We start from the raw sequence: 23,057 nt of genomic DNA, 5'->3' as shown, positions 1-23,057 counted from the left end.
TTAGGCGTCCTTGGGCTCGCGCAGCGAATTAAACCAGATGTAGGCGCACAAGGCCGCGAACATCAGGGCGGAGAGGCTCTGGGCCACGGCCACATGGTCGTAGAAGGGGGTCTTGATGCCGTCCTCCGCGTACCACGGGAAGAGCCGCAACGCGGCCCCGAACACGCCCCCCAGCGCTCCCCCCGCCATGAGTCCGGAGGCGATGACCACGCCCCGCTCGCGGATGCTCTGGCCGTGCGGGCCCGGCGTCGCCTCCGCCCGCCGGTTCAGGAAATGGGCCAGGAACCCCCCCACCAGGGCGGGGGTGTTCAGCTCCAGGGGGAGGTACATGCCCAGCGCGAAGATGAGGGCGGGCGCCCCCAGCATCTCCATCACCAGCGCGATCATGGCCCCGCTGCCGAAGAGAAGGTAGGCCACCGGCTGGCGGCTCATGAACCCCTCCACGAGCGACTTCATGATCGCGGCCTGCGGGGAGGGGAGGACCACGCGCGCGTCCCCAGGGATGGCCTCGCCGAACTGGAAGGCCCGGGCCAGGAGCACGATCGTGAGCCCGACCGCGATCGCGGAGGCCACCACCCCCAGGAACTTGAGCTTCTCCTGGGCCGCGGGCGTAGAGCCCAGCCAGTAGCCCGTCTTGAGGTCGGTGATGGCCTGGCCGGACACGGAGAGGGCGGTGCAGACGATGCCCGCCAGGGCCATGACGAAGAACATGCCCGTGGTTCCCGAGAGTCCGAAGCGGAGCAGCACCACCGAGGACACGATGATCGTGAGCATGGTCATGCCGGAGACGGGGTTGCGGGCGGTGGTGGCGATGGCGTTGGCGGCCACGGAGGTGAAGAAGAAACAGAACACAAGGGTCAGGGCGAGGCCCAGGGCCACCACCCCCAAGGCCACCCCCAGGCTCAGGTAGAAGACCCCCGCCGCGAGCGCGCTCAGGATCACGCCCACCAGGAGCGAGGTCACCGGGATGTCGCGGTCGGTGCGCTCCCGGACCTCCCCCTCGCCGTGGCGGAAGGCGCGTCCGGCGATGGCGAAAGACCCGATCACGACCCGCAAGGACTTGAGGATGCCGAAGATCCCGGCCGTGGCGATGGCGCCCACGCCCATGTAGCGGACGTAGGCGCGGAAGATCTGGGCCGCGGTCATGCTCGCGATCGGGAGCGTGGCCGGGTAGACCGCGACCGCGGGGAAGGAGCGGCCCATCATCCAGATGAGGGGGACGAGCACGAAGTTGGAGAGAAAGCCGCCCGCGCAGAGGACCATCGAGGAGCGGAGGCCCATGACGTAGCCGAGCCCGAGGATGAAGGCCACGGCGTCGAAGTTGAAGACCACGCGGGCGCGCTCCGCCAGCGCTCTCACCGCGGGGATGAACTGGAAGTCCACGAACTCCCGCCACACCTGGAAGGTGCCCACGAAGAAGTCATAAACCCCGGCGATGGCGGTGGCCTCGAGGAGCAGCCGCGCCTGCGATCCCCCCTTCTCCCCCGTGACCAGGACCTCGGTGATCGCGGTGGCCTCGGGGTAGGGCAGCTGCCCGTGCATTTCCCGGACGAAGTAGCGGCGGAGGGGGATCAGGAAGAGCACGCCCAGGCAACCCCCGGCCATACAGATGAAGATGGTCTGCGCGGGGTGGGGGTCCAGGTTCAGCATGTAGAGGGCGGGGAGGGTGAAGATGGCGCCCGCCACTACCCCCCCCGCCACCCCCCCGATGCCGGTGATGATCACGTTCTCGAGCATGCTCGAACGTCGTGAGTAGGCGCGGGCGAGTCCGATGGCCAGGATGGAGATGGGGATGGCGGCCTCCATCACCTGCCCCACCTTCAATCCGGAGTAGGCGGAGGCGATGGTGAAGATCACGCAGAGCAAGAGGCCCCAGCCCACGGAGCGGGCGGTGGTCTCCGGGAGCGGAGCGGAGGCGGGCACCGCCGGCCGGTAGACCTCGCCCGGGGAAAGGAGGGTGTGGGCGTTGGCGGGAAGCGACTTGGACCCCTGAGCGTCCATCGATCCTCCAAGGGCGCACGAGCGCCGACCGGGCGGGCGGCTGTGTTCTTGAGGCGTGTCCGCCCGCCAAGTCTAGCCCGGCGTTGGCGGCGCGTGTTGGGATGGGATCGTCCAGCCTCCGGCGGGCGCTTCGCGGCCGGCCGCGGGGGGCGGGAGGGCCAGCCTTAGGCCCAGGTCAAGAACTCGGGCAGGACCCGCCCGCTCTGGCCCTCCACCACGTGCTCGAAGAGGAGCCGGTTCTCCGGGGGCTCCGCGTTGACGAGCCAGGTCTCCGCGCCCGCGCGGCGGGCGGCGGAGACGAGGCCCGCCGCGGGATAGACGAGACCGGAGGTGCCCACGGCCAGGAACACGAAGCGACCGGAGCGCGCCTCCTGCATGAAGGCCTCGATCCGCTGCAGATGGGCCGGGTCCAGCCACTCCCCGAACCAGACGATGTGCGGCCGCAGGAGGCCCGTCCCGCAGACCTCGCAGCGCGGAACGGAATCGTGTGCCCCCTCGTCGGGGAAGGGCGCCCGGTCGCAGCGGGCGCAGCGGGAGAGGAAGAGGTTCCCGTGCAGCTCCAGCAGGCGGCGGCTGCCCGCCCGACCATGGAGCCCGTCCACATTCTGCGTAGCCAGAAGGAAGCGGTCCCCCAGCCGCTCCTCCATCGCGACCAGGGCCCGGTGGCCGGGGTTGGGCTCGCAGGCCCGGGCCTTCCGCCGGCGCTCCGAGTAAAAGCGCCAGACCAGGGCGGGGTCGGCGGCGAAGCCCTCCGGGGAGGCCACCTGCTCCACGCGGTGCGACTCCCAGAGCCCGCCCGCTGCCCGAAAGGTGGGGATCCCGCTCTCCGCCGAGACGCCCGCCCCCGTCAGGACGAGGAGCCAGGTCCCTCCGTCAAGACGGAACCGGGCGGGGGGAGGAGCCACCCCTCCCTCAAACGATCCGGATCTGCGTGCTCTTGATGATGCGGTTGCCGTTTGCGTCGGTCAGGTAGCCGGTGATGACGACGGTGGCCAGCCGGGACCCGTTCCCGAAGCTGTAAGCGATGGTCTGGTTGAGCTGCAGGGTCCCCTTGGCCGCCACCTGGTTGCTCCCGCTCGTGGACTGGGCGTCGAGCGCGCCCGGCCCGAACTTGATGATGGCGCTGTCGATGACAGCGTCCACTTCGGTCAGAGTGGCCGCGACCCCTGCCGTCTCCTGGAGGGTCAGCACCCAGGAGATCTGATATTGGAAGTTGGGGTCGGCGGAGCTCACGCCGGGAACCAGGACGGGCACGGCGGTGATCGTGACCACGGCGATGGGGCCCAACGCACTCGAAGGGCCGGTCGGTGTTTTCGTGTTGTTGCCGCAGGCCCCGAGGAGAGCCACGAGGACGAGCGTGATCAAGGTCCGACGCATCAGCACCTCCCGCGAGGGAAGAACCAGCTTTTCCGGAGCAGACTTGAGGCCATACTATCAGCTATTGGGGGGGCCCCACCAGGGGTGGTGATGCCGCTCACACTTTCCTCCTGGGGGCGCTTCCGGAGACGCCATGGAGCGATTCTCGATGCGGCCGGTGGGCTACGTGCGCAGCCCGTTCACCGAGACGCGGCAAATTCCCAAGGGCCGCGGAGCGCGGCACGAGGAGGAGGGGACCATCGAGCTCCTCCCTGAATTCGAGAAGGGGCTCACCCACATCGAGGGCTTCTCCCACCTCTTTGTGATCTGGGCCTTCGATCGTGCCCAGGGCTACGAGCTCATGGGCAAGCCGCCCATCGACGACCGGCCCCACGGCGTCTTTGCCACCCGCTCCCCAAGGCGGCCCAACCCCATCGGGCTCACGGTGGTTGCGCTGCTGGGCCGGGAGGGCGCCCGGCTCCGGGTCCGCGGGGTGGACATGCTGGACGGCACGCCCGTCCTGGATCTGAAGCCCTATCTTTCCAGCATCCCCGAGGAGCAGCTTCGGCGCGGCTGGTTGGCGGAGGCGGAGGCCCGGGCCGATCGGGATCGCTCCTCCTAACCCCGTCCGGGGGCGAGCCTGCGGCGGCGGCGGCCCGTAGCGGCCCCTATAATCGGAGGGTGCCCCTGCGCGACAAGCTGGAGACCCTTCCTCTCCGGCCGGGCGTGTACCTCTTCAAGGACGCGGAGGGAACCATCCTCTACGTGGGCAAGGCGCGCGTGTTGCGCGACCGCGTCCGGTCTTACTTTCAGGCCTCGCGTCCCACCGACCCGCGCCTCGAGTCCTTGCGGGCGGAGATCGCCGACCTCGACCTCGTCCTCACCGACACCGAGATGGAGGCCCTGGCCCTCGAAAACAACCTCATCAAGCGTCATCGGCCACGCTACAACATTCTCCTCCGAGACGACAAGAATCATCCCTACCTGAAGCTGACCCTTTCCGAGGAGTACCCCCGGCTCTACGTGGTACGGCGGCCAGGGGAGGACGGCAACGCTTATGGCGGGCCCTACATTCCGGCCAGCTTGGGGCGGAAGACGGCTTCCCTGACCCGCAAGCTCTTCGGGGTCCGCTCCTGCCGGGAGGTCTTGAACGGGCGGCGGCCTCGGCCTTGCCTGCAATACCAGATCAAGCGCTGTCTCGCCCCCTGCGTGGCCGAGATCTGCTCCCTCGATCGCTACCGCAAAGCCTGCGACGACGCCCGGCTGTTCCTGGAGGGGCGCACGGAGGAGGTCGTGCGCCGGCTCCGGGGAGAGATGGAGGGGGCCGCGGGCGGGGACCGCTTCGAGGAGGCGGCCAGCCTGCGCGATCAGATCCGGGCCCTGGAGCGCCTGGAGACCCCCCAGAAGATCACCACCACCGAGCTCGAGGAGCGGGACCTCTTCGCGGCCTACGGGGAGGGGGAGCGGGCGGCGGTCCAGGTCTTTTCCGTCCGTGACGGGAAGGTGGTGGCCCGTGAGGGCTACCTCCTCGACCACCTCACCGAGCCCGAGTCCGTGCTCTCCTCTACCCTCCAGCAGTACTACGCGTCGGGCCGCTACGTCCCGCGCGAGATCCTCGTCCCCGTCGAGATCCCCGATCGGGAGCTACTCTCGTCCTGGCTCTCCGCCCGCCGGGGTACGCAGGTCCGGATCCGCGTCCCCCAGCGGGGCGAGAAGTTCCGGCTCTTGGACCTGGTCGTGCGCAATGCCCGCCTGGCCTTCGATCTGGAGTGGCGGCATCCCCGCCGGCAGTCCCAGGAGATCCTGCGCGCCCTCCGCGACCTTCTGGACCTGGAGATGGAGCCACGGCGCATCGAGTGCTTCGACATCTCGAACATCCAGGGCTCGGACATCGTGGCTTCCATGGTGGCCTTCGAGGACGGCCTGCCCAAGAAGGCCGACTACCGCAAGTTCCGGGTCAAGGGCGTGGCCGGCCACCCCGACGACTTCGCCTCCATGCGCGAGGTAGTGGGCCGGCGCTACAAGCGTTTGCTGGAGGAGGGCAAGGACCTGCCCGAGCTCATCCTCATCGACGGGGGCAAGGGCCAGCTGGGGGCGGCGGTCTCGGCCCTGGAGGAGCTCGGCATCGGCGACCAGCCGGTGGCCAGCCTGGCCAAGAAGGAGGAGCTCATCTACCTGCGCGGGCGCGAAGCCCCTTTCGTGCTCCCGCGCCACTCGCCCGTGCTCCAGCTCGTGCAGCGGGTCCGCGACGAGGCCCACCGGTTCGCGGTGGGCTTCCACCGCCAGGCCCGCCGCGCGCGCACGCTGCGCTCGGAGCTGGATGAGATCCAGGGGGTGGGACCGACCAAGCGCAAGAAGCTGCTCTCGCGCTTCGGCTCCGTGCGGGGCGTGCGGGGGGCGAGCGAAGCGGAGCTAAGGGCGGCGGTGGGCAGGGCCACGGCCGCAGCCATCCAGGCCCATTTCGCGAAGGGGGTCTGACCCCATGCTAGTATCTGGGGTTTCGCGGGGGGGGCTTGGAGGGGCTAACGCCGGAGAGGATCGCGATGGGGGTCACGTACTACGTGGTCCTGCTCTTCAGCCTCTCTGTCCACGAGTCGGCGCACGGCTTCATGGCCTGGCGGATGGGGGACGACACCGCCCTGCGCCAGGGCCGGGTGAGCCTGAACCCCTTCGTGCACATAGACCCCGTGGGAACCCTCCTCATCCCCCTCCTCCAGATCTTCGGACCCAGCGGCATCCCTCTCCTGGGCTGGGCCAAGCCCACGCCGGTCGGGGCCCAGAACTTCCGCCGCCTGGCCCAGGGGCACGTCCTGGTGGCGGGGGCGGGCCCGGTCTCGAACCTGATCCTGGCCGTGATCTTCACCGTGCTCCTGCTCGTCACCGTGCGCACGGGGCTGGTGCAGGGCCAGGACGCGTTGCCGGCCCTGATTCTTGCCGTCGGGATCCAGATGAACGTAGCCCTCGCCATCTTCAACCTCGTGCCCCTGCCTCCCCTCGACGGCTCCTGGGTGGCTTCCTGGGGCTTGCCCCGCAGCATCGCCGCCCGCTACGACCGCGTGGTGGAGCCCTACGGGATGTGGATCCTGCTCATCCTGTTCATGACCGGCCTCCTGGGCCGGGTCGTGCAACCCTTGGTTAGCCTGCTCACGGACTTCCTCTTCCGGCTCGCTCTCTAACATGCCCCGGCCCCGCATCCTTTCCGGCATGCGCCCCACCGGCCCCCTCCACCTGGGGAATTTGATGGGGGCGCTCGAGAACTGGGTGCGCCTCCAGGACGAGTATGAGTGCTTCTTCCCCATCGTGGACTGGCACTCGCTCACCACCGACTACGCCGACACCCGGGGCATCCGCGGGAACGTCCTCGAGGTAGCCACGGACTGGCTGGCGGCCGGCCTCGACCCCGCCCGCTCCGTCCTCTTCATTCAGAGCGCCGTGCCCGAGCACGCGGAGCTGCATCTCCTGCTTTCCATGGTGACGCCCGTGGCCTGGCTGGAGCGCGTTCCCTCCTACAAGGAGCAGCAGCAGCAGCTCCAGGACAGGGACCTCTCGACCTACGGCTTCCTCGGCTACCCCGTCCTGCAGACGGCCGACATCATCATCTACAAGGCGGACGCGGTGCCGGTGGGGGAAGACCAGGCTCCCCACCTCGAGCTGAGCCGGGAGATCGTGCGCCGCTTCAACCACCTCTACGGGCCGGTTTTTCCGGAGCCGAAAACCCTGCTCACCAAGACGGCCCGCATCCCGGGCACGGATGGACGCAAGATGTCGAAGTCCTACGCCAACGCGATCTACCTGCAGGATGCGCCCGAAGTCGTGCGGGAGAAGCTGCGCACCATGGTCACGGATCCGGCCCGGAAGCGTCGCACCGACCCCGGCAACCCCGACGTCTGCCCGGTCTTCGACCTGCACCGGGCCTTCTCCCCCCCGGAGAGCCAGGACTGGGCCGCCGCCGGCTGCCGGAGCGCGGGCATCGGCTGCCTGGACTGCAAGGCGCGCCTGGCCAACCATCTGTTGGAGCGCCTGTCCCCTATCCATGCCCGCCGTCCTGAGTTTGCGGCCCACCCTGAGCGTGTCTGGGACATCCTGCACGAGGGGTCGAAACGGGCCCGGTCGGTCGCGGAAGCGACCCTGGCCGAGGTCCGGTCGGCCATGAAGATCGACTATCAGCGGCCCCCGAGGTGAGCGACGAGCGGGAAAACCGGGAGCCCCCCCTCCTCCCCCCGGAGGGGGTGGAGTCGGTCCTCCCCGCGGACGCCCCCCGCATTCAGCTCCCCGTCTTCGAGGGGCCGTTGGACCTGCTGCTCTACCTGATCCGGCGGGACCGCATCGACATCCACGACATTCCCATCGCGCCCATCACCCGCCAGTACGTGGAGTACCTGGACCTCATGAAGGAGCTGAACCTGGACGTGGCAGGGGAGTTCATGGTGATGGCGGCCACCCTCATCCACATCAAGTCCAAGATGCTGGTCCCCGTCGATCCCACGGAGGCGCAGGGTGAGGAGGAGACCGAAGACCCCCGCGCGGAGCTGGTGCGGCGCCTGCTGGAGTTCCAGCGCTACAAGGAGGCGGCGGGGGTCCTCCACCAGCAGGCCCAGATCCGGGCCGCGACCTGGACCCGTCCCGACGGGGTGGTCCCCCGGTTCGACGACGCCGGGGAGGAGATGCTGGAGGCCGGGCTCTTCGACCTCATCACCGCCTTCCGGGAGGTGCTGGAGAGACGCAAGACCCTCCTCGCCCACGAGGTGGAGCCCGAGGGCAAGACGGTCGAGCAGCGGATGGAGGAGCTGCTATCCCTGCTTGGGGCGGGCGAGTCCCTGGAGTTCGGGGGACTGTTCGCGGCGCAGGAAACCAAGCGGGACATGATCTTGACTTTCCTCGCTCTCTTGGAGCTGATCCGGCTCAAGCAGGTGAAGGTCTACCAGCGCGGCCTCTTCGGGCCCATCCGCGTGTTCCGGCCCCTGGGACCGGAGAACGGCGCCCCGCGCCCGGTAGCCTAGAATCAGGGGCGGCACGAGAGGACCAGTGAAAGAGAACGAGGACGAGAACGACAAAGGCGCGGGCCCCGAGCCCGAGGAGGCCCCGGTCCTTCCCGCCGCGGAGGTGCGGGCGGTCCTCGAGGCCCTGATCTTCGCCTCTCCCCAGCCCCTCACCCCCCGCGAGATCACGGAGGTCATGGGGGGGGTGCCTCGGGAGGCCTGGCAGGCCGCGCTCGAGGAGCTGCGCCGAGACTACGCCCGGGACGGGCGGGGCCTCCAGCTTCTGGAGATCGCCGGTGGCTGGCAGATCACGACCCGGCCCGAGTACAACGACTGGGTGCGCGAGCTGCTCGACCCCAAGGCCCCGACCCGCCTATCCATCCAGGCCCTGGAGACACTCGCGGTCGTGGCCTACAAGCAGCCGGTCACGCTCCCCGAGATCATCGAGCTGAGGGGGGTCAAGTCCGGGGGAGTGATCAAGACCCTGCTCGAGAAGAGACTGATTCGGATCCTGGGGCGCAAAGAGGTGGTGGGCCGCCCCATCCTCTATGGCACCACCAAGCAGTTCCTGCTCCACTTCGGCCTCAAGGATCTGGGTGATCTCCCCCGGATCGAGGAGTTTGCCGAGGTCCTCGGGGAGGAGGTGGACGTGGCCGGGCTCAAGCGTGCGATCGAGGCTCCGCGGCCGGTGGAGATTCCCCTTGCGGAGGGGGAGGCCGGCGCCTCGGACAGCGACGCATCGCTCGAGTCCGAAACACCCGACGACAAGCCTTAAAGTAATACTTGATATTTGTTATCTAATTGATTATCATTGAATCAGATTTTTTGATGGAGAGACCTATGATACGACGCCGCTCGCTCTCCTTCCCGCTGGCCGTGCTCGTCGCGGTTGCCGCCGCCGCGACGCTGGGCTGCAGTGCGCTCGATGTCCTGAAGAACCTCACGGGGTCGGGCAACCTCGCCATCCAGAACTTCTCCGCGAATCCCAGCCAAGTCGTGGCCGGCTCCAACACCACCCTCAGCTGGAACGTTTCGGGAGCGGACTCCGTCACGATCGATCAGGGCGTCGGCACCGTGACCACGAGCGGGTCCAAGCTGGTGATGCCGGCCTCGACCCTCACCTACACGCTGCTCGCGACGGCGAACGGCTCCACCGCCACGTCCTCCGTGCAGGTGGTCGTTCTTCCTGCCCTGCACTGACCCCGCCTCCCCCAACCCCACCCCGGCTCCGGAGTATGATCCGCGCGTGGAGGAGCGTCTGCAGAAGATCCTCTCCCGCGCGGGGATCGCCTCGCGGCGGGGAGCGGAAACGGTCATGAGCCAGGGCCGCGTCACCGTGAACGGGACCGCGGCGACCCGGCTCGGCACTAAGGCGGACATCACGCGCGACGACATCCGCGTGGACGGCGTGCGCCTCCGCCCGCCGCCGGGGCCCGTCTACCTCATCCTCAACAAGCCCAGGGGGGTGGTCACCACCCGCCACGACCCCGAGGGACGCACGACGGTCATGGAGCTGGTGCCCGCGGTGCAGGGCCTGTTCCCGGTCGGACGCTTGGACGTGACCACGGAAGGCCTGCTCCTTCTCACCAACGACGGCGCCTTCGCGGAGCGGGTGGCCCACCCGCGCTACGAGGTGCCCCGGGTCTACCAGGCCAAGGTGCGGGGCGTGCCCGACGCTCGGGCTTTAGGCGCGCTGCGCACGGGGGTTCGCGTGGAAGGCGAACGCCTGCACGTGGACCGGGTCCGGGTGCTCGAAGCCGACAAGCATGCCTGGCTGGAGCTCACCCTGCACGAGGGCAAACAACACGAGGTCCGGCGGCTGCTGGAGGCGGTAGGCCACCCTGTCTCCAAGCTGCGGCGGGTAGCGTTCGGTTCCCTTACCACGCGAGGGCTCGAGCCCGGGGAGTTCCGGCACCTCACTCCGCAGGAGGTGAAGACCCTGCGCCGAGTCGGCGCCTCCGGCGGGGGCCGAGCCCGCCCTTCGGCCACCGCCCCTCCCCGCCGCCGGGCGAGCCGGCAGTGATCCCACGCCTGGCGGGGCCGCTGCCGTCACCAAAGCCTGGCGTGGACGGCCACCGGGGGGCGCCCCACGCATTCCCGCCGCGGCCGAGCCTTCACGTACGGCAAGAAGGCTCCGGCGCTGTCCCGCGTTCCCCCGCGCCTTGAGACCGCGCGGCCCCGTCCTCGCCATCGACGGACCCTCGGGGGCGGGCAAATCGACCGCCGGCCGCGCCTTGGCCGCGCGCCTGGGCTACCTGTACATCGACACCGGAGCCATGTACCGGGCCCTGGCCCTGAAGGCGCTGCGCGCGCGCGTGCCCTTGGACGAGGAAGAGGCGCTGGCCGGCCTCTGCCGGGCCAGCCGCATCGAGCTCGCGGAGGGCGGGAAGGTGCTCCTGGACGGGAAGGAAGTGACCGCGGACATCCGGGCCCCGGAGGTCAGCGGCGCCGCCTCCCGGGTCTCGGTGCATCCCTCGGTGCGACGGGAGATGGTGGCGCGCCAGCGGGAGCTGGGCCGCGACGGCGGCGCCGTGCTGGACGGCCGCGACATCGGCACCGTCGTTTTCCCCGACGCGGAGGTCAAGTTCTATCTGGACGCCGATCCCGCCCTGCGGGCCCGCCGCCGGCACGCGGAGCTGGCCCGCGCCGGGGTGGCCGTGCCCCTGGAGGCGGTGGAGCGCGAGGTGCGGGAGCGCGACCACATCGACACCCACCGGCCCGTATCGCCCCTGGCCACCGCCAAAGACGCCATCTACCTCGACACCTCGCGCCTCTCTCCGGAGGAGGTGGTCGAGGAGATGCTGGCCCGGTTCCCTTCCCGTCCCTAGGTCTGAGGACGGTCGGCCCTCAGAGCCGGAGGCGCGTGAACTCGTCGAAGGTGGTGACGCCCTGGCGCACGAGATCCAGGCACTGCTCGCGGATCGTCCGCATGCCGGTGGCTACCGCCGCCGTCTCCAGGTCGGAGCCGGAGCCGCCGGCCTGCACGGCGGCCCTTATTTCGGGGGCGGCGGGAAGCACCTCGAACACGGCCTGGCGCCCGCGGTAGCCCACGGTGTGACAGGTGGGACAACCCCGGCCGCGGAAGAAACGGAACGCGGCCGCCTCCTCCGGGTCGATGCCTTGCTGGGCGAGGGTCTGGGGGGCAGGAGGCTCCGCGGGCTGCCGGCAGATGGGGCATATGGTCCGCACGAGGCGCTGGCAGAGGACCGTGGCCAGGGAGCTGGCCAGAAGCGAGGGAGCTACGCCCGCCTGCAGGAAGGCCGCGAGCGCCTGCCCCGCGCTCTGGGCGGGCAGGGTCGCCACCACCAGCAGGTCGGAGGCGAGCTGCGCGGCGAGGAGCGCGGTGGCCCGGTCGGGGACCGCGGAGAGCATGAGCACGTTCGGGCGCGTCGCCATCAGCGAGCGGACCGTTTCCTCCATTCGCAAGCCCCGGGGGGAGTGCTCGACCTCCACCTGACGCGCTCCTTCTATCTTCCAGTGCACCGGCGCCTCCAGGGACAGCACCTCCTTCTGCCCCTGGACCAGGAAGTTCATGATCGCGTAAGAGGAGGTGTTGGCCCCGTTGAAGGGGGGGGAGGTGACGAGCACGAGGCCGAAGGTACCCTGCAGCACCTCGATCAGCAGCGCCCGGTCCTCGATTTCCATGCCCAGGGTGGTGAAGTCCTTGATGAAAGTGGCGCGGTTGACGAGCTTGATGGTGGCGCTCACGCCCAGGGGCGAGGGCGTGACCTGGGCCACGAGGTCGTATTCGGTCTCGCCCAGACGGGCCGTGAGGCGGCCCGTGCCCGGCTGCCCCGCCGCCCCCGGGTCGAGGCCGAAGGTCTCGAAGAGCTTCTGGGTGAGGGTTCCTTGGAAGCGCTTGGGGATGGGATCCACCCGGAAGTAGAGCCCGTCGATGCGGTATCGGACCGCGATCATGTCCTCCTTGGGCTCGATTTGGACGTCCGAGGCGCCCTTGCGCGCCGCCAATCCCAAGAGGTACTGGATGATGGCCTCCGGCTCGCTTTGGTCCCAGACCGGGCTGGTCACGTAGGCGACCCCCCGCGTGTCCGTGAGGGGGCTCACGCCCTGGGTCTTGAGGGCGATCTCGATGTCCTCGTTCGTCACCACGCCCCGCTCCACGAGCAGCTCTCCCAGGCGCTGACCGGTCGTCTTCTGCTGAACCAGCGCATCCAGGAGCTGTGGGGTCGTGATCTTCTTCGCGCGGATGAGGATGTCTCCCAGCCGGTCCTGGCTCCGGGTCAGAGTCTGCACCTCCTCGATCAGCCTGGAGGGGGCGTGCGTCCAGAAGTCCTGCTTGTATTCCTCGCTGGCATCGCAGAAGCATTGGAAGCAGAAGGGGCAGAGCTTGGTGGGCTTCTTGGGATCGTGGGAGCACCAAACCGCCGAGAGCGAGTCGAACTCGCCCAGGCAGTTCCAGCAGGTGACGAGATAGGTTTCGACACTCGGCATGGGGGTCCTTCTGACCGCGGCACCCTTTCGCGGCACGGTAACTCATAACTCCTTTTGGATCAAGGCCCTGCATTCGTTGACCGCCCTCAACCCGGCCGCCGGTTGCCACCGAGTGGAGGCTGCCCAGGTCATGGACCTGACTCGGTGTCGGTTCGTGGTAGGGTGGCGTCTTGACTCGCCCACCTGACGGGCGCTACGGCAGGAGGGCCGAAAGTAAGGCACGCCGAGCGTCGAGGCCTCGGCCGCGGTTTTGGCGGACGCCTCGGGAAGCGTCAACAGCACGTTGAGAACGCCGACTTCGACGTAGTACCATGGCTGATGACTCGCCCACATACGGGCGCTACGGCCAGGAGGGCCGAAAGTAAAGGCACGCGGAGCGGCTAGATCCCGCCGAAGGCTTGGCGGACGCCGCGGGAAGCGTGAACGGCACGTCGAGGACGCCGACTCCAATTATCGGGGGTCCCTCCCTTGGCAACCGCTACGGACCTGCTGCACAAGACGCCGCTGAACGCTGTTCACCGGGAGAGCGGGGCCAAAATGGTTCCCTTCGGGGGATGGGACATGCCCCTGGAGTATTCGGGGCTCATCGCCGAGCATTTGGCCGTGCGCCGGGCGGCCGGCCTCTTCGACGTATCCCACATGGGCGAGTTCGAGGTGGCCGGCGAGGGGGCGCTCTCCTTCCTGCAGCGGGTCACCGCGAACAATGTGGCCCGGCTGGTGGTCGGCCAGGCTCAATACTCGGCCCTGCCCCTGCCGAACGGGGCGCCGGTAGACGATGTGATCGTCTACCGACGCGCTTCCGACCGCTACCTGCTGGTGGTTAACGCGGGCAACATCGACAAGGACTGGTCCTGGTTGCAGTCGCAGGCTCCGGAAGGCTGCACCCTCGAGAACCGTAGCCAGGACTACGCGCTCCTCGCCCTGCAGGGTCCGGCGGCGGCCGAGATCCTCCAGGGTTCGACCGGCTTGGACCTGCCCGGCATCGCCTACTATCACTTCGCGGAGGGGGACGTGGCCGGCCATCCGGTCATCCTGTCCCGGACCGGCTACACGGGGGAGGATGGCTTCGAGATCTTCGTGGCCGCGGAGCGGGCGGAGGCGCTCTGGCGGCGCTTGATCGAGAGCGGGAAGGACAAGGGCCTGGTGCCGGCGGGTCTGGGGGCTCGGGACACGCTCCGCCTCGAGGCCCGGATGTGTCTTTACGGAAACGACATGGACGAGACGACCACCCTCATCGAGGCCGGGCTGGGCTGGATCGTTTCCTTGGAGGGTGCCAAGGGCGATTTCAACGGTCGGGCCGTCCTCGAAGCCCAGAAGAAGAACGGACCCCCGCGGAAGCTCGTGGGCTTCGAGGTGGTGGGGCGGGGTATCGCCCGCCACGGCTATCCGATCTCCCTGGGCGAGGCGGAGGTGGGCGCCGTGACCTCGGGCTCCTTCGCCCCCTTCCTCCAGAAGAGCATCGGTCTGTGCTACCTACCCGCGGCCAGCTCCGCGGTGGGGACCGATCTCCAGGTGGACATCCGCGGCCGGCCCGTCCCCGCCCGCGTGGTTCCCACGCCGTTTTACAAGAGGGGTCGCTAATGTATCCGCCAGATCGCCGTTACTCGAAGGATCACGAGTGGGTCCGGGTCCAGGGCGAGCGGGGCACCATCGGCATCACCGACTATGCCCAGAACCAGTTGGGGGATGTGGTGTTCCTGGAGCTGCCCGAGGTCGGCCGCAAGCTGCAGCCGGGCGAGGTGTTCGGCACCGTGGAATCCGTCAAGGCCGTGTCCGAGCTGTTCGCGCCCCTGGCGGGGGAGGTGCTGGAGGTGAACTCCGCCCTCGTCGACAAGCCCGAGGCCATCAACCAGGACCCCCACGGCGCGGCCTGGATGCTGGTCGTGAAGATCACCGACGCGAGCGCCCTCCAGGACCTGATGGATGCCCCAAGCTACCAGGCCTTCGTGGAGCGCGAGGCGAAGCAGTAGAAGAGGAGCCCGTGCCCGAAACATCCCAATCCGTCGCGTCCTCCTCCGTCCTCAACGGGGTGGAGACACCGCTCGCCCCCGGAGACACCTTCCCCCGGCGCCACTTCGGTCCGAGCGACGCCGACGTAGAGAAGATGCTTGCCCTCCTGAGGGTGGACTCCCTCTCCGCCCTCATCGAGGAGACGGTGCCCGCCGCCATCCGCCGGCACCGGCCCCTCGCCCTGCCCGCGGCGCGGGGGGAGCACCAAACACTCCTCGACCTCCGGGAACTGGCCTCGCGCAACCAGGTCTTCCGTTCCTTTCTGGGCATGGGCTACCACGACTGCATCACCCCGGGGGTGATCCAGCGGGGCATCCTGGAAAACCCCGGGTGGTACACCCAATACACGCCCTACCAGGCGGAGATCGCCCAGGGCCGCCTGGAGGCGCTGCTGACGTTCCAGACCATGGTGGCCGACCTCACCGGCCTGCCCCTGGCCAACGCCTCCCTGCTCGACGAGGCTACGGCCGCGGCCGAGGCCATGACCATGTGCCGGAGCCTGGCCCGGGGGAGGAGCCGCCGGGGCTTCTTCGTAGCCGAGGACGCGCACCCCCAGACCATCGCCGTGGTGCGCACCCGCGCCCTGCCCCTCGGCATTGACGTGCGGGTGGGCGCGGCCGAGGACGCGGACTTCGAGGATCTCTTCGGGGTGCTCGTGTCCTACCCCACCACGGACGGGCGGGTGCGCGACTACGCACCGCTCGCGGAGCGGGCCCACGCCGCGGGGGCCCTGGTCGTGGCGGCGGCCGACCTCTTGGCCCTCGCCCTCCTGCGTCCCCCCGGCGAGTTCGGGGCGGACATCGCCGTCGGCTCCACCCAGCGGTTCGGCGTCCCCCTCGGCTTTGGCGGGCCCCACGCCGCCTACCTTTCCACGCGGGACGAGCACAAGCGGCAGCTCCCGGGCCGCTTGGTCGGGGTCTCCCGGGACGCCGAGGGCCGTCCCGCCCTTCGGCTCGCCCTCCAGACTCGCGAGCAGCACATCCGCCGCGATAAGGCCACCAGCAACATCTGCACGGCCCAGGTCCTGCTCGCGGTCACGGCCGCGATGTACGCGGTGTACCACGGGCCTCTCGGCCTCGGCCAGATTGCGCGCCGGGTCCGGAGCTTGGCCCTGGTCCTGGCCGAGGGCCTGAAGCGGCTCGGCCTCTCCGTGGGGGGGGAGCCCTTCTTCGACACCCTACGCGTGCGCCTCCCTCGAGAGGCGGGGAGTCGGGTCCTGGCCCGGGCCGTCGAACGGCGGATCAACCTGCGCCCCTACGACGACGGCTCCGTGGGGGTGGCCCTCGACGAGACCGTGACCGCGGGGGAGCTGGACACGCTCCTGAGCATATTTGCGGGAGGGCCGGTCTCGTTTCGGTCGGAAGATCTCGCCCCCGGGGTGGCGCCGGACTTTCTGCCCCCCTTCCGCCGGAGCAGCCCCTTTCTCACCCACGAGGTTTTCAACCGCTACCACTCCGAGCACGAGATGCTCCGCTACCTCCACCGGCTGCAGGCGCGCGACCTCTCCCTCACCACCTCCATGATCCCCCTCGGCTCCTGCACCATGAAGCTGAACGGCACCACCGAGATGGTGCCGATGACCTGGCCGGAGATCGGCGGCCTGCATCCCTTCGCCCCCCCCGAGCAGACCCCGGGTTACGCGGAGCTCTTCCGCCAGCTGGAGGCGTGGCTGGCCGAGATCACGGGCCTGGCCGCGGTCTCGCTCCAACCCAACGCCGGCTCCCAGGGGGAGTACGCGGGCCTGCTCGCCATCCGGGCCTACCACCGCAGCCGGGGAGAGGCCGAACGCACGGTGTGCTTGATCCCCGTCTCCGCCCACGGCACGAACCCGGCGAGCGCGGTGACGGCGGGTTTCACGGTGGTGCCCGTGGCCTGCGACGACCAGGGCAACGTGGACCTCGACGACCTCGCGCAGAAGGCCGAACGGCACCGCGGCGCCCTGGGCGCGCTCATGGTCACCTACCCCTCCACACATGGTGTCTTCGAGGAGGGGATCAAGGATATCTGCGCGATCGTGCATACGCACGGGGGGCAGGTTTACATGGACGGGGCCAACATGAACGCCCAGGTCGGCCTCACCTCCCCGGGCGAGATCGGGGCCGACGTGTGCCACCTGAACCTGCACAAGACGTTTTGCATCCCCCACGGCGGGGGGGGGCCGGGCATGGGCCCGATCGCGGTGGCCGCACACTTGGCTCCCTTCCTGCCCGGACACCCCGTGACCGGCCTGGGCGGGAAGCAGTCTCTGGGCACGATCTCGGCCGCGCCCTACGGCAGCCCCAGCATCCTCACCATCCCCTGGGTCTACATCGCGCTCATGGGACCGGACGGCCTGCGCAAGGCCACGGAGGTGGCGATTCTGAACGCCAACTACATGGCCCGGCGCCTTCAGGATCACTATCCGATCCTCTACCGGGGTCGGAGGGGCCGGGTGGCGCACGAGTTCATTGTGGACGCGCGCCCCTTCAAGAAGAGCGCGGGGATCGAGGTGGAGGACATCGCGAAGCGGCTCATGGACTTCGGCTTCCACGCCCCCACTATGTCGTTCCCGGTGGCGGGAACCCTGATGATCGAGCCCACGGAGAGCGAGTCCCTCCCCGAGCTCGACCGGTTCTGCGAGGCCATGATCGCGATCCGCCAGGAGATCCGGGAGATCGAAGAGGGGCGGCTGAGCGCGGAGAGAAGCGCTCTCCGGAACGCCCCCCACACCGCCCGCGTCGTGACCGCCTCCGTCTGGGACCGGCCCTACAGCCGCGAGCAAGCGGCCTTTCCCGCCCCCTGGGTGCAGGAGAGCAAGTTCTGGCCCGCGGTGGCCCGCATCGACAACACCTACGGCGATCGCAACCTGGTCTGCACCTGCTCGAGCGTCCTGGAGCTCGCGGGTGAGGCGGGGGATCCCCCGCCCGCTCCCCCAAAGTGACCCCCCCTCCGGGGCTCCCGGGGTATACTCCGCCTTCCGCCAATCGAGACGGATGAAACTCCCCCTCCGGAGGCTCCGATGAGCGATGCCAATCGTGCCGGCGAGCTGCCCTTGCGGCAACTCATCCTCGTGCCCGCGCTGATCACCCTGGGCATCACGCTTCTGCGCCTGACGGGCGAGCTGCTCGAGTGGTCCCCCGCCCTCTTCAACCGGCAGGGGGGCGGTTTCCTGTCCATCGTGGGCATCGTGTGGCTGGTGCCGGTTTTCGGAATCTACTTCGCGGTCAAGCTGGTGCGGGCGGGTCACTCCCCGGACAGCCTCGGCCGGACGTTCGGCGTGGCCTTCTTGAGCCTGGCCATCATCCCCTTCTCGCTGTGGGTCGTCCGCACCCTCCATTTCGCCCCCGGAGGACGGCGGTTCCCGCTCCTTATCGGGGTCCTCGCCATCGTTTCCCTGCTCGTGGGCCTCCGGGCGTGGCCGGCTCTCGGCCGCGTGCTCTTTGCCTATGGGCTTTCGGCGCGCATCCCCGTGGCCGTGGTCATGCTGGTGGCCATTCTGGCCGGCTGGGGGACCCACTACGAGAAGGGGCCGCCCGGCTTCCCCCCCATGCACCCCCTCGCCACCTGGTTCTGGATCGGCCTCCTGCCCCAGCTGACGATCTGGATAGCCTTCACGGTGATCCTGGGGACGATCTTCGGGGCCCTGGCCGCGCTGGCGGTGGGACGGCGCGCGCAACCAGCCGCGGCCTAAGGGCGGGGGACGGGCGGCTCAGCTCTTGGGAGCGGCCGGGCTCGGCGGCACGTACTGGATGATCCAGCCCTTGATGACCGGGCTGTAGACGTAGTCGAAGCGCTTCTCGAACTGCTGGGTCGAGAGGGAGCCGTCCACCTCCTTCATCTTGCTCTCGATGCGGAAGCGGATCGTGCCCGTCCACGGCTGGGACTCGTTCCCCGGCTGCTCGTGGACCTCCACCGCCTCGATGTTCCAGGTGGCCTTCACGCCGAGGTCGGGGTTCATCTTCTCCCCATCCTGCTTCAGGCCCTGAGCCTGCTGCTGGAGGAGGGCCAGGACGGCCTCCTTCTGGCTTCCCTCCGGCTTGCCCAGCGAGCAAGCCGCGATCATAACGACGGCCCCAAACAGCACGCCATTTCCTATGCGCATTTCGGTGATGATGCTACCAGTGCCCCCCTCGGGGGGCAAGAGCTATAATAGGGTGTCGGCTGATGATCCCGCTCCTCCGCCCCCCGCTGTGCTGAGTATCCCCGAGGCCGCCTTGATTTACGCGCAGACCCCGCCCTACCGCGAACGCATCACGGAGCTGCGCGAGATGCTGGTGCAGCAGGGCAGTCTGGCCCTCCTCCTCATCGACGCCTCCGAGCTGGCCCAGGTGGAGCACGACTACGGCTCCAAGGCCTTCGAGAAGGTCCTCTCCATGACCACCGAGCTGGTGGTGGAGCTGCGGGGGATCGAGGTGCGGAGCACCGACATCCTGACCCTCAACGACAAGGGGGGCAATGCCTTCCTGGTCTTCCTCTCCCCCCGGCGGGGCGAGCGCGAGGGCAAGACGCGCGTGGCCGATCTGCAGTCGGCGTCGGCGCGGGTGGAAGAACACCTGAACCGCAAGCTGGCGCGCATGGTGTCCCCCTACGTGCGCGGCCGCCGGCGGGTCATCGTGGGCTTCTCCCTGGCCTTCTTCAACCCCTTGATCATGCCCGAGCGCTTGATCGCCCGCCTGGTGGAGGAGGCCTGGGAGTGCGCGCGCATCCAGAGGATGCAGCTCGAGTTCCAGAACCGTTGCCGCCTGCAGGAGATCCTCCTCGGCGACCAGGTCACCACCCTCTTCCAGCCCGTGATGGAGCTGCAGAAGCCGGGGATCCTCGGCTACGAGGCCCTCTCGCGGGGCCCCGCCGGCACCGCCCACCAGAACCCCCTCAACCTCTTCGAGGCGGCCGCCCGGGCCGACCTCTCCTTCGAGCTCGACCGCTACTGCCGGCGCCGCGCCCTCCAATCCAGCAAGGAGCTGCCCTCCCCGGCCAAGCTCTTCATCAACGTCTTTCCCGCCTCCATGTACGATCCCGACTTCCAGGGGGCGGCCCTCATCAAGCTTCTGGAGGGGCTCGGCCTCAGCCCCGACCGCATCGTCCTCGAGATCAGCGAGAAGTACGCGATCGAGAACTACACCCTCTTCGTGGAAGCCCTCCAGAACTTCACCCACATGGGCTTCTCGATCGCGGTCGACGACATCGGGGCCGGTTACTCGGGGCTGGAGAAAGTCGCCCACTTGAACCCCAAGTACCTGAAGTTCGACATGCAGCTCGTCCGCGACATCGACGCCAGCTACATCCGGCGGGAGATGGCGCGCGCCCTCAAGGCCTTCGCGGACAAGATGGACTCCCAGATCATCGCGGAAGGGATCGAACGGGAGGGTGAGCGACAGGTCCTGGTGGACCTGGGCATCGAGTACGGCCAAGGCTTTCTTCTGGGCCGGCCGGCGGAGGCCTTCGGCGCGCCCGTACGGGCCACCCCCGCCCGCGAGGGGGCTTAAGCCGCCTCAGGCCTGCCCGCCGCCTTTCTTCCTCTCCCGGATGAGCCGCGCCGCTTCCAGCCGCCGGCCCAGGTCCGCCTCCAGCCCCCGGTCCGTGGGCCGGTAGTAACGGCGGGCGGTGAGCGCTTCCGGCAGGCAGTCCATGCCCGCCACCCCTTCCTCCTCGTCGTGGGCGTAGAGATAGCCCTTGCCGTAGCCCAGGCCCTTCATGAGGCGGGTGGGAGCGTTTCGGATCCAGAGGGGCACGGGTTCGGCCCGGGTCTCGAGGGCGTCCCGGGCGGCTTCCGCGTAGGCGGTGTCGAGGGCGTTGCTCTTGGGGGCGGCGGCCAGGTAGACCACGAGCTCGGCGAGGGCGAGCGCCCCTTCGGGAAGGCCGATGAAATGGACGGCCTGCTGCGCGGCCATGGCCAGGACCAGGGCCTGGGGATCGGCCACCCCCACGTCCTCGGAGGCAAAGCGCACGAGCCGCCGCGCCACGTAGAGAGGGTCCTCCCCCGCCTCCAGCATGCGGGCCAGCCAGTAGAGGCCGGCGTCGGCGTCGGAATTCCGGATCGACTTGTGGAGGGCGCTGATGATGTTGAAGTGCTCCTCGCCGGCCCGATCGTAGAGGAGGGCCTTGCGGGCAAACGCCTGGCGCATGCCCTCCCTGTCCACAAGGAGGCGGCCGTCGGGCCCGAGGGGGGTGGTGGTCACTGCCATCTCCAGCACGTTCAGGGCGGTGCGTGCGTCTCCGTCGGCAGCCTGGGCGAGGAAGGCGAGGGCGTCTTCCGCCACCTCGGGGTTCGCGCCCCCCAGGCCCCGCTCCGCGTCGGCCAGGGCCCGGTGCATGATCTCGAGGAGCTGGGCCTCCCCCAGCGGCTTCAGGACCACGACCCGCGAGCGGGAGAGCAGGGCCGCGTTCACCTCGAAGGAGGGGTTCTCGGTGGTGGCCCCGATCAACACGATGTCCCCCGACTCCACGTGGGCGAGCAGGGCGTCCTGCTGCCCCTTGTGGAAGCGGTGGATCTCGTCGATGAAGACGATGGTGCGACGCCCCTCCCGGCGCCGGCGTATCTCCGCCTCCTTCAGGATCTCCCGCACCTCTTTCACGCCCGAGAGCACGGCGCTCATGGCCTCGAAGTGGGCGCGGGTCAGGCGGCGGATGACGTGGGCGAGGGTGGTCTTGCCCGAGCCGGGCGGACCCCAGAGGATGAGGGAGCGGAGCTCGTCCTTCTCGATGGCGCGGCGCAGGGGCCGTCCCGGCCCCAGCACCTCCTCTTGGCCGAGAATCTCGTCCAGGGTGCGGGGGCGTACGCGGTTGGCCAGGGGCGCGTCGGGCCGGGGGGCGTCCGCGGCCGGCTCCGGCTCCGGGAACAGCACGCCCGAGCCCTCCCCCCGCCGCTCGCCCATGTAAGGAAGCGTATCCGAAACGGGGTCGGCCCGCGCAGGCGCGCTAGCGCCGCCCCCGCTGGCGGGCGACCTCGAAGAGAAGGACCGCCGCGGCCACCCCCACGTTAAGGCTCTCCACCCGCCCGCGCAGGGGGATGGCCAGCCGAGAGTCCGCGCCCGCGGCCAGCTCGGGGGGAAGGCCGGTGCCTTCGCTGCCGAGCAGAAGAGCCAGGGGACCCTTGAGGTCGACCTGGTCGTAGGGCGTCTCTCCCTCCGCGGAGGCGGCGACGGCGAGGAGGCCCCGGGCCCGCACGCGCCGGAGCGCCTCCCCAGGGGGGAGACCCCGAACCTGGGGAAGCCGGAAGGCGCTTCCCATGGACCCCCGCAGCGCTTTCCACGAGAAGGCGTCGGCGGTGCCCGCCGTCAGATAGGCGCCGGTCGCGCCCGCGGCCTCCGCCGTTCGCAGCAGACCCCCCAGGTTGCCCGGATTCTGGACGCCCACCGCGACCAGCACCAGGGGCGCGCCGGTGAAAAACCGCTCCTCCGCGAAGGCCGGTCGCCGGGCCAGGGCAAGAATCCCCTGGCTCGTCTCCACCTCCGAGAGGGAGGCGAGGACGCCCTCCTCCACTCGGCGCACGGGAACGCGCCGCTCGGCTAGGGCTCGCAGGAGACCGGCCCCGCGATCGCTGGCCTCGAGACGGGTGACGACCGCGGCCTCCACCACCTCGATGTCCGCGTCCAGCGCCTCAAAGAGGAGCTTCGGCCCCTCGATCAGGCAGAGCTCGTCTGCGGCCGAGGTCTCTTTCAGCCGGCGCAGCCGCTGCACCAACGGGTGACGGCGGCTGCGGATGACCGGGTCGGGGGCGGCCATGGCGGGAGGAAGGCGTGATACTATCACGGGGTTCGGCGCCATCGGCGCGGGCGATCATGGTGGACGAGATCAAAAGGCGGCTCGAAGAGGAGATTCGTACCCTCGACCTCGAGCTGAAAGTGCACCTCCCGAAGGAGATCCTCCGGGCCCGGGAGCACGGCGACCTGCGCGAGAACGCCGAGTACAAGGCGGCCAAGGAGCGTCAGAGCTTCCTTCAGGCGCGCCTCGGCCAGCTCCACCGCCGGTTGGCCGCCCTCTCCCTCATGAACCTGGACCGGGTCCCGCACGACAAGGTGGGCCTCGGCTCCACCGTGAGCCTGCGCCAGACCGGGAACAGGGAGGAAGTGGTCTACGAGATCGTGACCCCGGAGGAAGCGGACCCGACGGTGGGACGGATCTCGCCCTCCTCTCCCATCGGCAAGTCCCTGCTCGGCCACGAGGAGGGGGACACGGTCCAGGTGGTGGTGCCCTCCGGGACCAAGGAGTACGAGATCACCAAGCTGGTCACGATGCACGACCAGATGAAGGACTCCGCGGCCGGAGCCTGACGGCCCC

General features: G+C 69.3%; 22 protein-coding genes. 15 read left to right on the top strand and 7 right to left on the bottom strand.

The genetic code is table 11. The features are described 5' to 3' along the window. The 3 genes from VN461_06465 to VN461_06455 form a co-directional block, all read right to left on the bottom strand. Nucleotides 1-2,001, bottom strand: coding sequence for an oligopeptide transporter, OPT family (locus tag VN461_06465; protein HXB54408.1), 2,001 nt, complete (start codon nucleotides 1,999-2,001; stop codon nucleotides 1-3). A gap of 164 nt (nucleotides 2,002-2,165) precedes the next feature. After that, entirely contained in the window at nucleotides 2,166-2,906 is a 741-nt protein-coding gene (locus tag VN461_06460) for an NAD-dependent deacylase (protein ID HXB54407.1), read from the bottom strand. A gap of 7 nt (nucleotides 2,907-2,913) precedes the next feature. Beyond that, entirely contained in the window at nucleotides 2,914-3,378 is a 465-nt protein-coding gene (locus VN461_06455) for a hypothetical protein (GenBank protein ID HXB54406.1), read from the bottom strand. Nucleotides 3,379-3,511: 133 nt separating this feature from the next. Between VN461_06455 and tsaA the strand changes: the two genes are divergently transcribed. From tsaA to cmk, 9 genes are all read left to right on the top strand, one after another. After that, a complete protein-coding gene (tsaA, locus tag VN461_06450) occupies nucleotides 3,512-3,979 on the top strand; it encodes a tRNA (N6-threonylcarbamoyladenosine(37)-N6)-methyltransferase TrmO (protein ID HXB54405.1) in 468 nt (155 codons plus the stop codon). A gap of 59 nt (nucleotides 3,980-4,038) precedes the next feature. Continuing rightward, nucleotides 4,039-5,835 (top strand): excinuclease ABC subunit UvrC, encoded by a 1,797-nt coding sequence (gene uvrC, locus VN461_06445; protein HXB54404.1) that lies wholly within the window; start codon nucleotides 4,039-4,041, stop codon nucleotides 5,833-5,835. A 65-nt stretch (nucleotides 5,836-5,900) separates the two neighbouring features. Continuing rightward, nucleotides 5,901-6,533, top strand: a complete 633-nt coding sequence (locus VN461_06440; protein HXB54403.1) for a site-2 protease family protein — start codon at nucleotides 5,901-5,903, stop codon at nucleotides 6,531-6,533. 1 nt (nucleotide 6,534) lies between these two features. Then, a complete protein-coding gene (trpS, locus tag VN461_06435) occupies nucleotides 6,535-7,539 on the top strand; it encodes a tryptophan--tRNA ligase (GenBank protein ID HXB54402.1) in 1,005 nt (334 codons plus the stop codon). Beyond that, entirely contained in the window at nucleotides 7,536-8,357 is an 822-nt protein-coding gene (locus VN461_06430; protein HXB54401.1) for a segregation/condensation protein A, read from the top strand. The genes trpS and VN461_06430 overlap by 4 nt, the downstream gene beginning before the upstream one ends. A gap of 25 nt (nucleotides 8,358-8,382) precedes the next feature. Beyond that, entirely contained in the window at nucleotides 8,383-9,111 is a 729-nt protein-coding gene (scpB, locus tag VN461_06425; GenBank protein HXB54400.1) for an SMC-Scp complex subunit ScpB, read from the top strand. Between the two features lie 65 nt (nucleotides 9,112-9,176). After that, entirely contained in the window at nucleotides 9,177-9,536 is a 360-nt protein-coding gene (locus VN461_06420) for a hypothetical protein (GenBank protein ID HXB54399.1), read from the top strand. Nucleotides 9,537-9,582: 46 nt separating this feature from the next. Continuing rightward, a complete protein-coding gene (locus VN461_06415; protein ID HXB54398.1) occupies nucleotides 9,583-10,359 on the top strand; it encodes a pseudouridine synthase in 777 nt (258 codons plus the stop codon). A 139-nt stretch (nucleotides 10,360-10,498) separates the two neighbouring features. Then, nucleotides 10,499-11,164, top strand: coding sequence for a (d)CMP kinase (cmk, locus tag VN461_06410; protein ID HXB54397.1), 666 nt, complete (start codon nucleotides 10,499-10,501; stop codon nucleotides 11,162-11,164). A gap of 19 nt (nucleotides 11,165-11,183) precedes the next feature. Here the strand turns inward: cmk and VN461_06405 are convergent, their stop codons facing one another. Then, nucleotides 11,184-12,788: an ATPase, T2SS/T4P/T4SS family gene (locus tag VN461_06405; GenBank protein HXB54396.1), complete on the bottom strand. Its 1,605-nt coding sequence runs from the start codon at nucleotides 12,786-12,788 to the stop codon at nucleotides 11,184-11,186. A 468-nt stretch (nucleotides 12,789-13,256) separates the two neighbouring features. Between VN461_06405 and gcvT the strand changes: the two genes are divergently transcribed. From gcvT to VN461_06385, 4 genes are all read left to right on the top strand, one after another. After that, complete coding sequence (gene gcvT / locus VN461_06400; protein HXB54395.1) at nucleotides 13,257-14,369, top strand: glycine cleavage system aminomethyltransferase GcvT; 1,113 nt, start codon at nucleotides 13,257-13,259, stop codon at nucleotides 14,367-14,369. Continuing rightward, entirely contained in the window at nucleotides 14,369-14,758 is a 390-nt protein-coding gene (gene gcvH, locus VN461_06395) for a glycine cleavage system protein GcvH (protein HXB54394.1), read from the top strand. The genes gcvT and gcvH overlap by 1 nt, the downstream gene beginning before the upstream one ends. A gap of 11 nt (nucleotides 14,759-14,769) precedes the next feature. Then, complete coding sequence (gcvP, locus tag VN461_06390) at nucleotides 14,770-17,718, top strand: aminomethyl-transferring glycine dehydrogenase (GenBank protein HXB54393.1); 2,949 nt, start codon at nucleotides 14,770-14,772, stop codon at nucleotides 17,716-17,718. Nucleotides 17,719-17,796: 78 nt separating this feature from the next. Continuing rightward, a complete protein-coding gene (locus tag VN461_06385) occupies nucleotides 17,797-18,468 on the top strand; it encodes a hypothetical protein (GenBank protein HXB54392.1) in 672 nt (223 codons plus the stop codon). An 18-nt stretch (nucleotides 18,469-18,486) separates the two neighbouring features. On the opposite strand, the gene VN461_06380 is transcribed toward VN461_06385, so the two are convergent. Further along, nucleotides 18,487-18,861 carry a hypothetical protein gene (locus VN461_06380; protein ID HXB54391.1) on the bottom strand — a complete coding sequence of 125 codons (375 nt, stop codon included), beginning with the start codon at nucleotides 18,859-18,861 and terminating at the stop codon, nucleotides 18,487-18,489. Nucleotides 18,862-18,991: 130 nt separating this feature from the next. Here VN461_06380 and VN461_06375 point away from each other — a divergent pair, with 130 nt between their 5' ends. After that, nucleotides 18,992-20,263, top strand: coding sequence for an EAL domain-containing protein (locus tag VN461_06375; protein HXB54390.1), 1,272 nt, complete (start codon nucleotides 18,992-18,994; stop codon nucleotides 20,261-20,263). Between the two features lie 6 nt (nucleotides 20,264-20,269). Here the strand turns inward: VN461_06375 and VN461_06370 are convergent, their stop codons facing one another. Next, complete coding sequence (locus tag VN461_06370; protein HXB54389.1) at nucleotides 20,270-21,652, bottom strand: replication-associated recombination protein A; 1,383 nt, start codon at nucleotides 21,650-21,652, stop codon at nucleotides 20,270-20,272. A gap of 43 nt (nucleotides 21,653-21,695) precedes the next feature. Beyond that, nucleotides 21,696-22,529, bottom strand: coding sequence for an RNA methyltransferase (locus tag VN461_06365; GenBank protein HXB54388.1), 834 nt, complete (start codon nucleotides 22,527-22,529; stop codon nucleotides 21,696-21,698). Between VN461_06365 and greA the strand changes: the two genes are divergently transcribed. Next, nucleotides 22,517-23,050 (top strand): transcription elongation factor GreA, encoded by a 534-nt coding sequence (gene greA / locus VN461_06360; GenBank protein HXB54387.1) that lies wholly within the window; start codon nucleotides 22,517-22,519, stop codon nucleotides 23,048-23,050. The genes VN461_06365 and greA overlap by 13 nt on opposite strands. Nucleotides 23,051-23,057: the final 7 nt, after the last annotated feature.

The organism is Vicinamibacteria bacterium, from assembly GCA_035570235.1.
In the GTDB taxonomy this organism is placed as follows: Bacteria; Acidobacteriota; Vicinamibacteria; order Fen-336; family Fen-336; genus DATMML01.
Note: the sequence above shows the minus strand (reverse complement) of the source record. Positions and strands in the feature narration are given on the sequence as shown.

Excerpts from the sequence above, each read along its gene's own strand:
- VN461_06465 (HXB54408.1), bottom strand. The coding sequence starts at position 2,001 with ATGGACGCTCAGGGGTCCAAGTCGCTTCCCGCCAACGCCCACACCCTC.
- VN461_06455 (HXB54406.1), bottom strand. The coding sequence starts at position 3,378 with ATGCGTCGGACCTTGATCACGCTCGTCCTCGTGGCTCTCCTCGGGGCC.
- tsaA (HXB54405.1), top strand. The coding sequence starts at position 3,512 with ATGGAGCGATTCTCGATGCGGCCGGTGGGCTACGTGCGCAGCCCGTTC.
- VN461_06440 (HXB54403.1), top strand. The coding sequence starts at position 5,901 with ATGGGGGTCACGTACTACGTGGTCCTGCTCTTCAGCCTCTCTGTCCAC.
- trpS (HXB54402.1), top strand. The coding sequence starts at position 6,535 with ATGCCCCGGCCCCGCATCCTTTCCGGCATGCGCCCCACCGGCCCCCTC.
- VN461_06420 (HXB54399.1), top strand. The coding sequence starts at position 9,177 with ATGATACGACGCCGCTCGCTCTCCTTCCCGCTGGCCGTGCTCGTCGCG.
- VN461_06405 (HXB54396.1), bottom strand. The coding sequence starts at position 12,788 with ATGCCGAGTGTCGAAACCTATCTCGTCACCTGCTGGAACTGCCTGGGC.
- gcvH (HXB54394.1), top strand. The coding sequence starts at position 14,369 with ATGTATCCGCCAGATCGCCGTTACTCGAAGGATCACGAGTGGGTCCGG.
- VN461_06385 (HXB54392.1), top strand. The coding sequence starts at position 17,797 with ATGAGCGATGCCAATCGTGCCGGCGAGCTGCCCTTGCGGCAACTCATC.
- VN461_06370 (HXB54389.1), bottom strand. The coding sequence starts at position 21,652 with ATGGGCGAGCGGCGGGGGGAGGGCTCGGGCGTGCTGTTCCCGGAGCCG.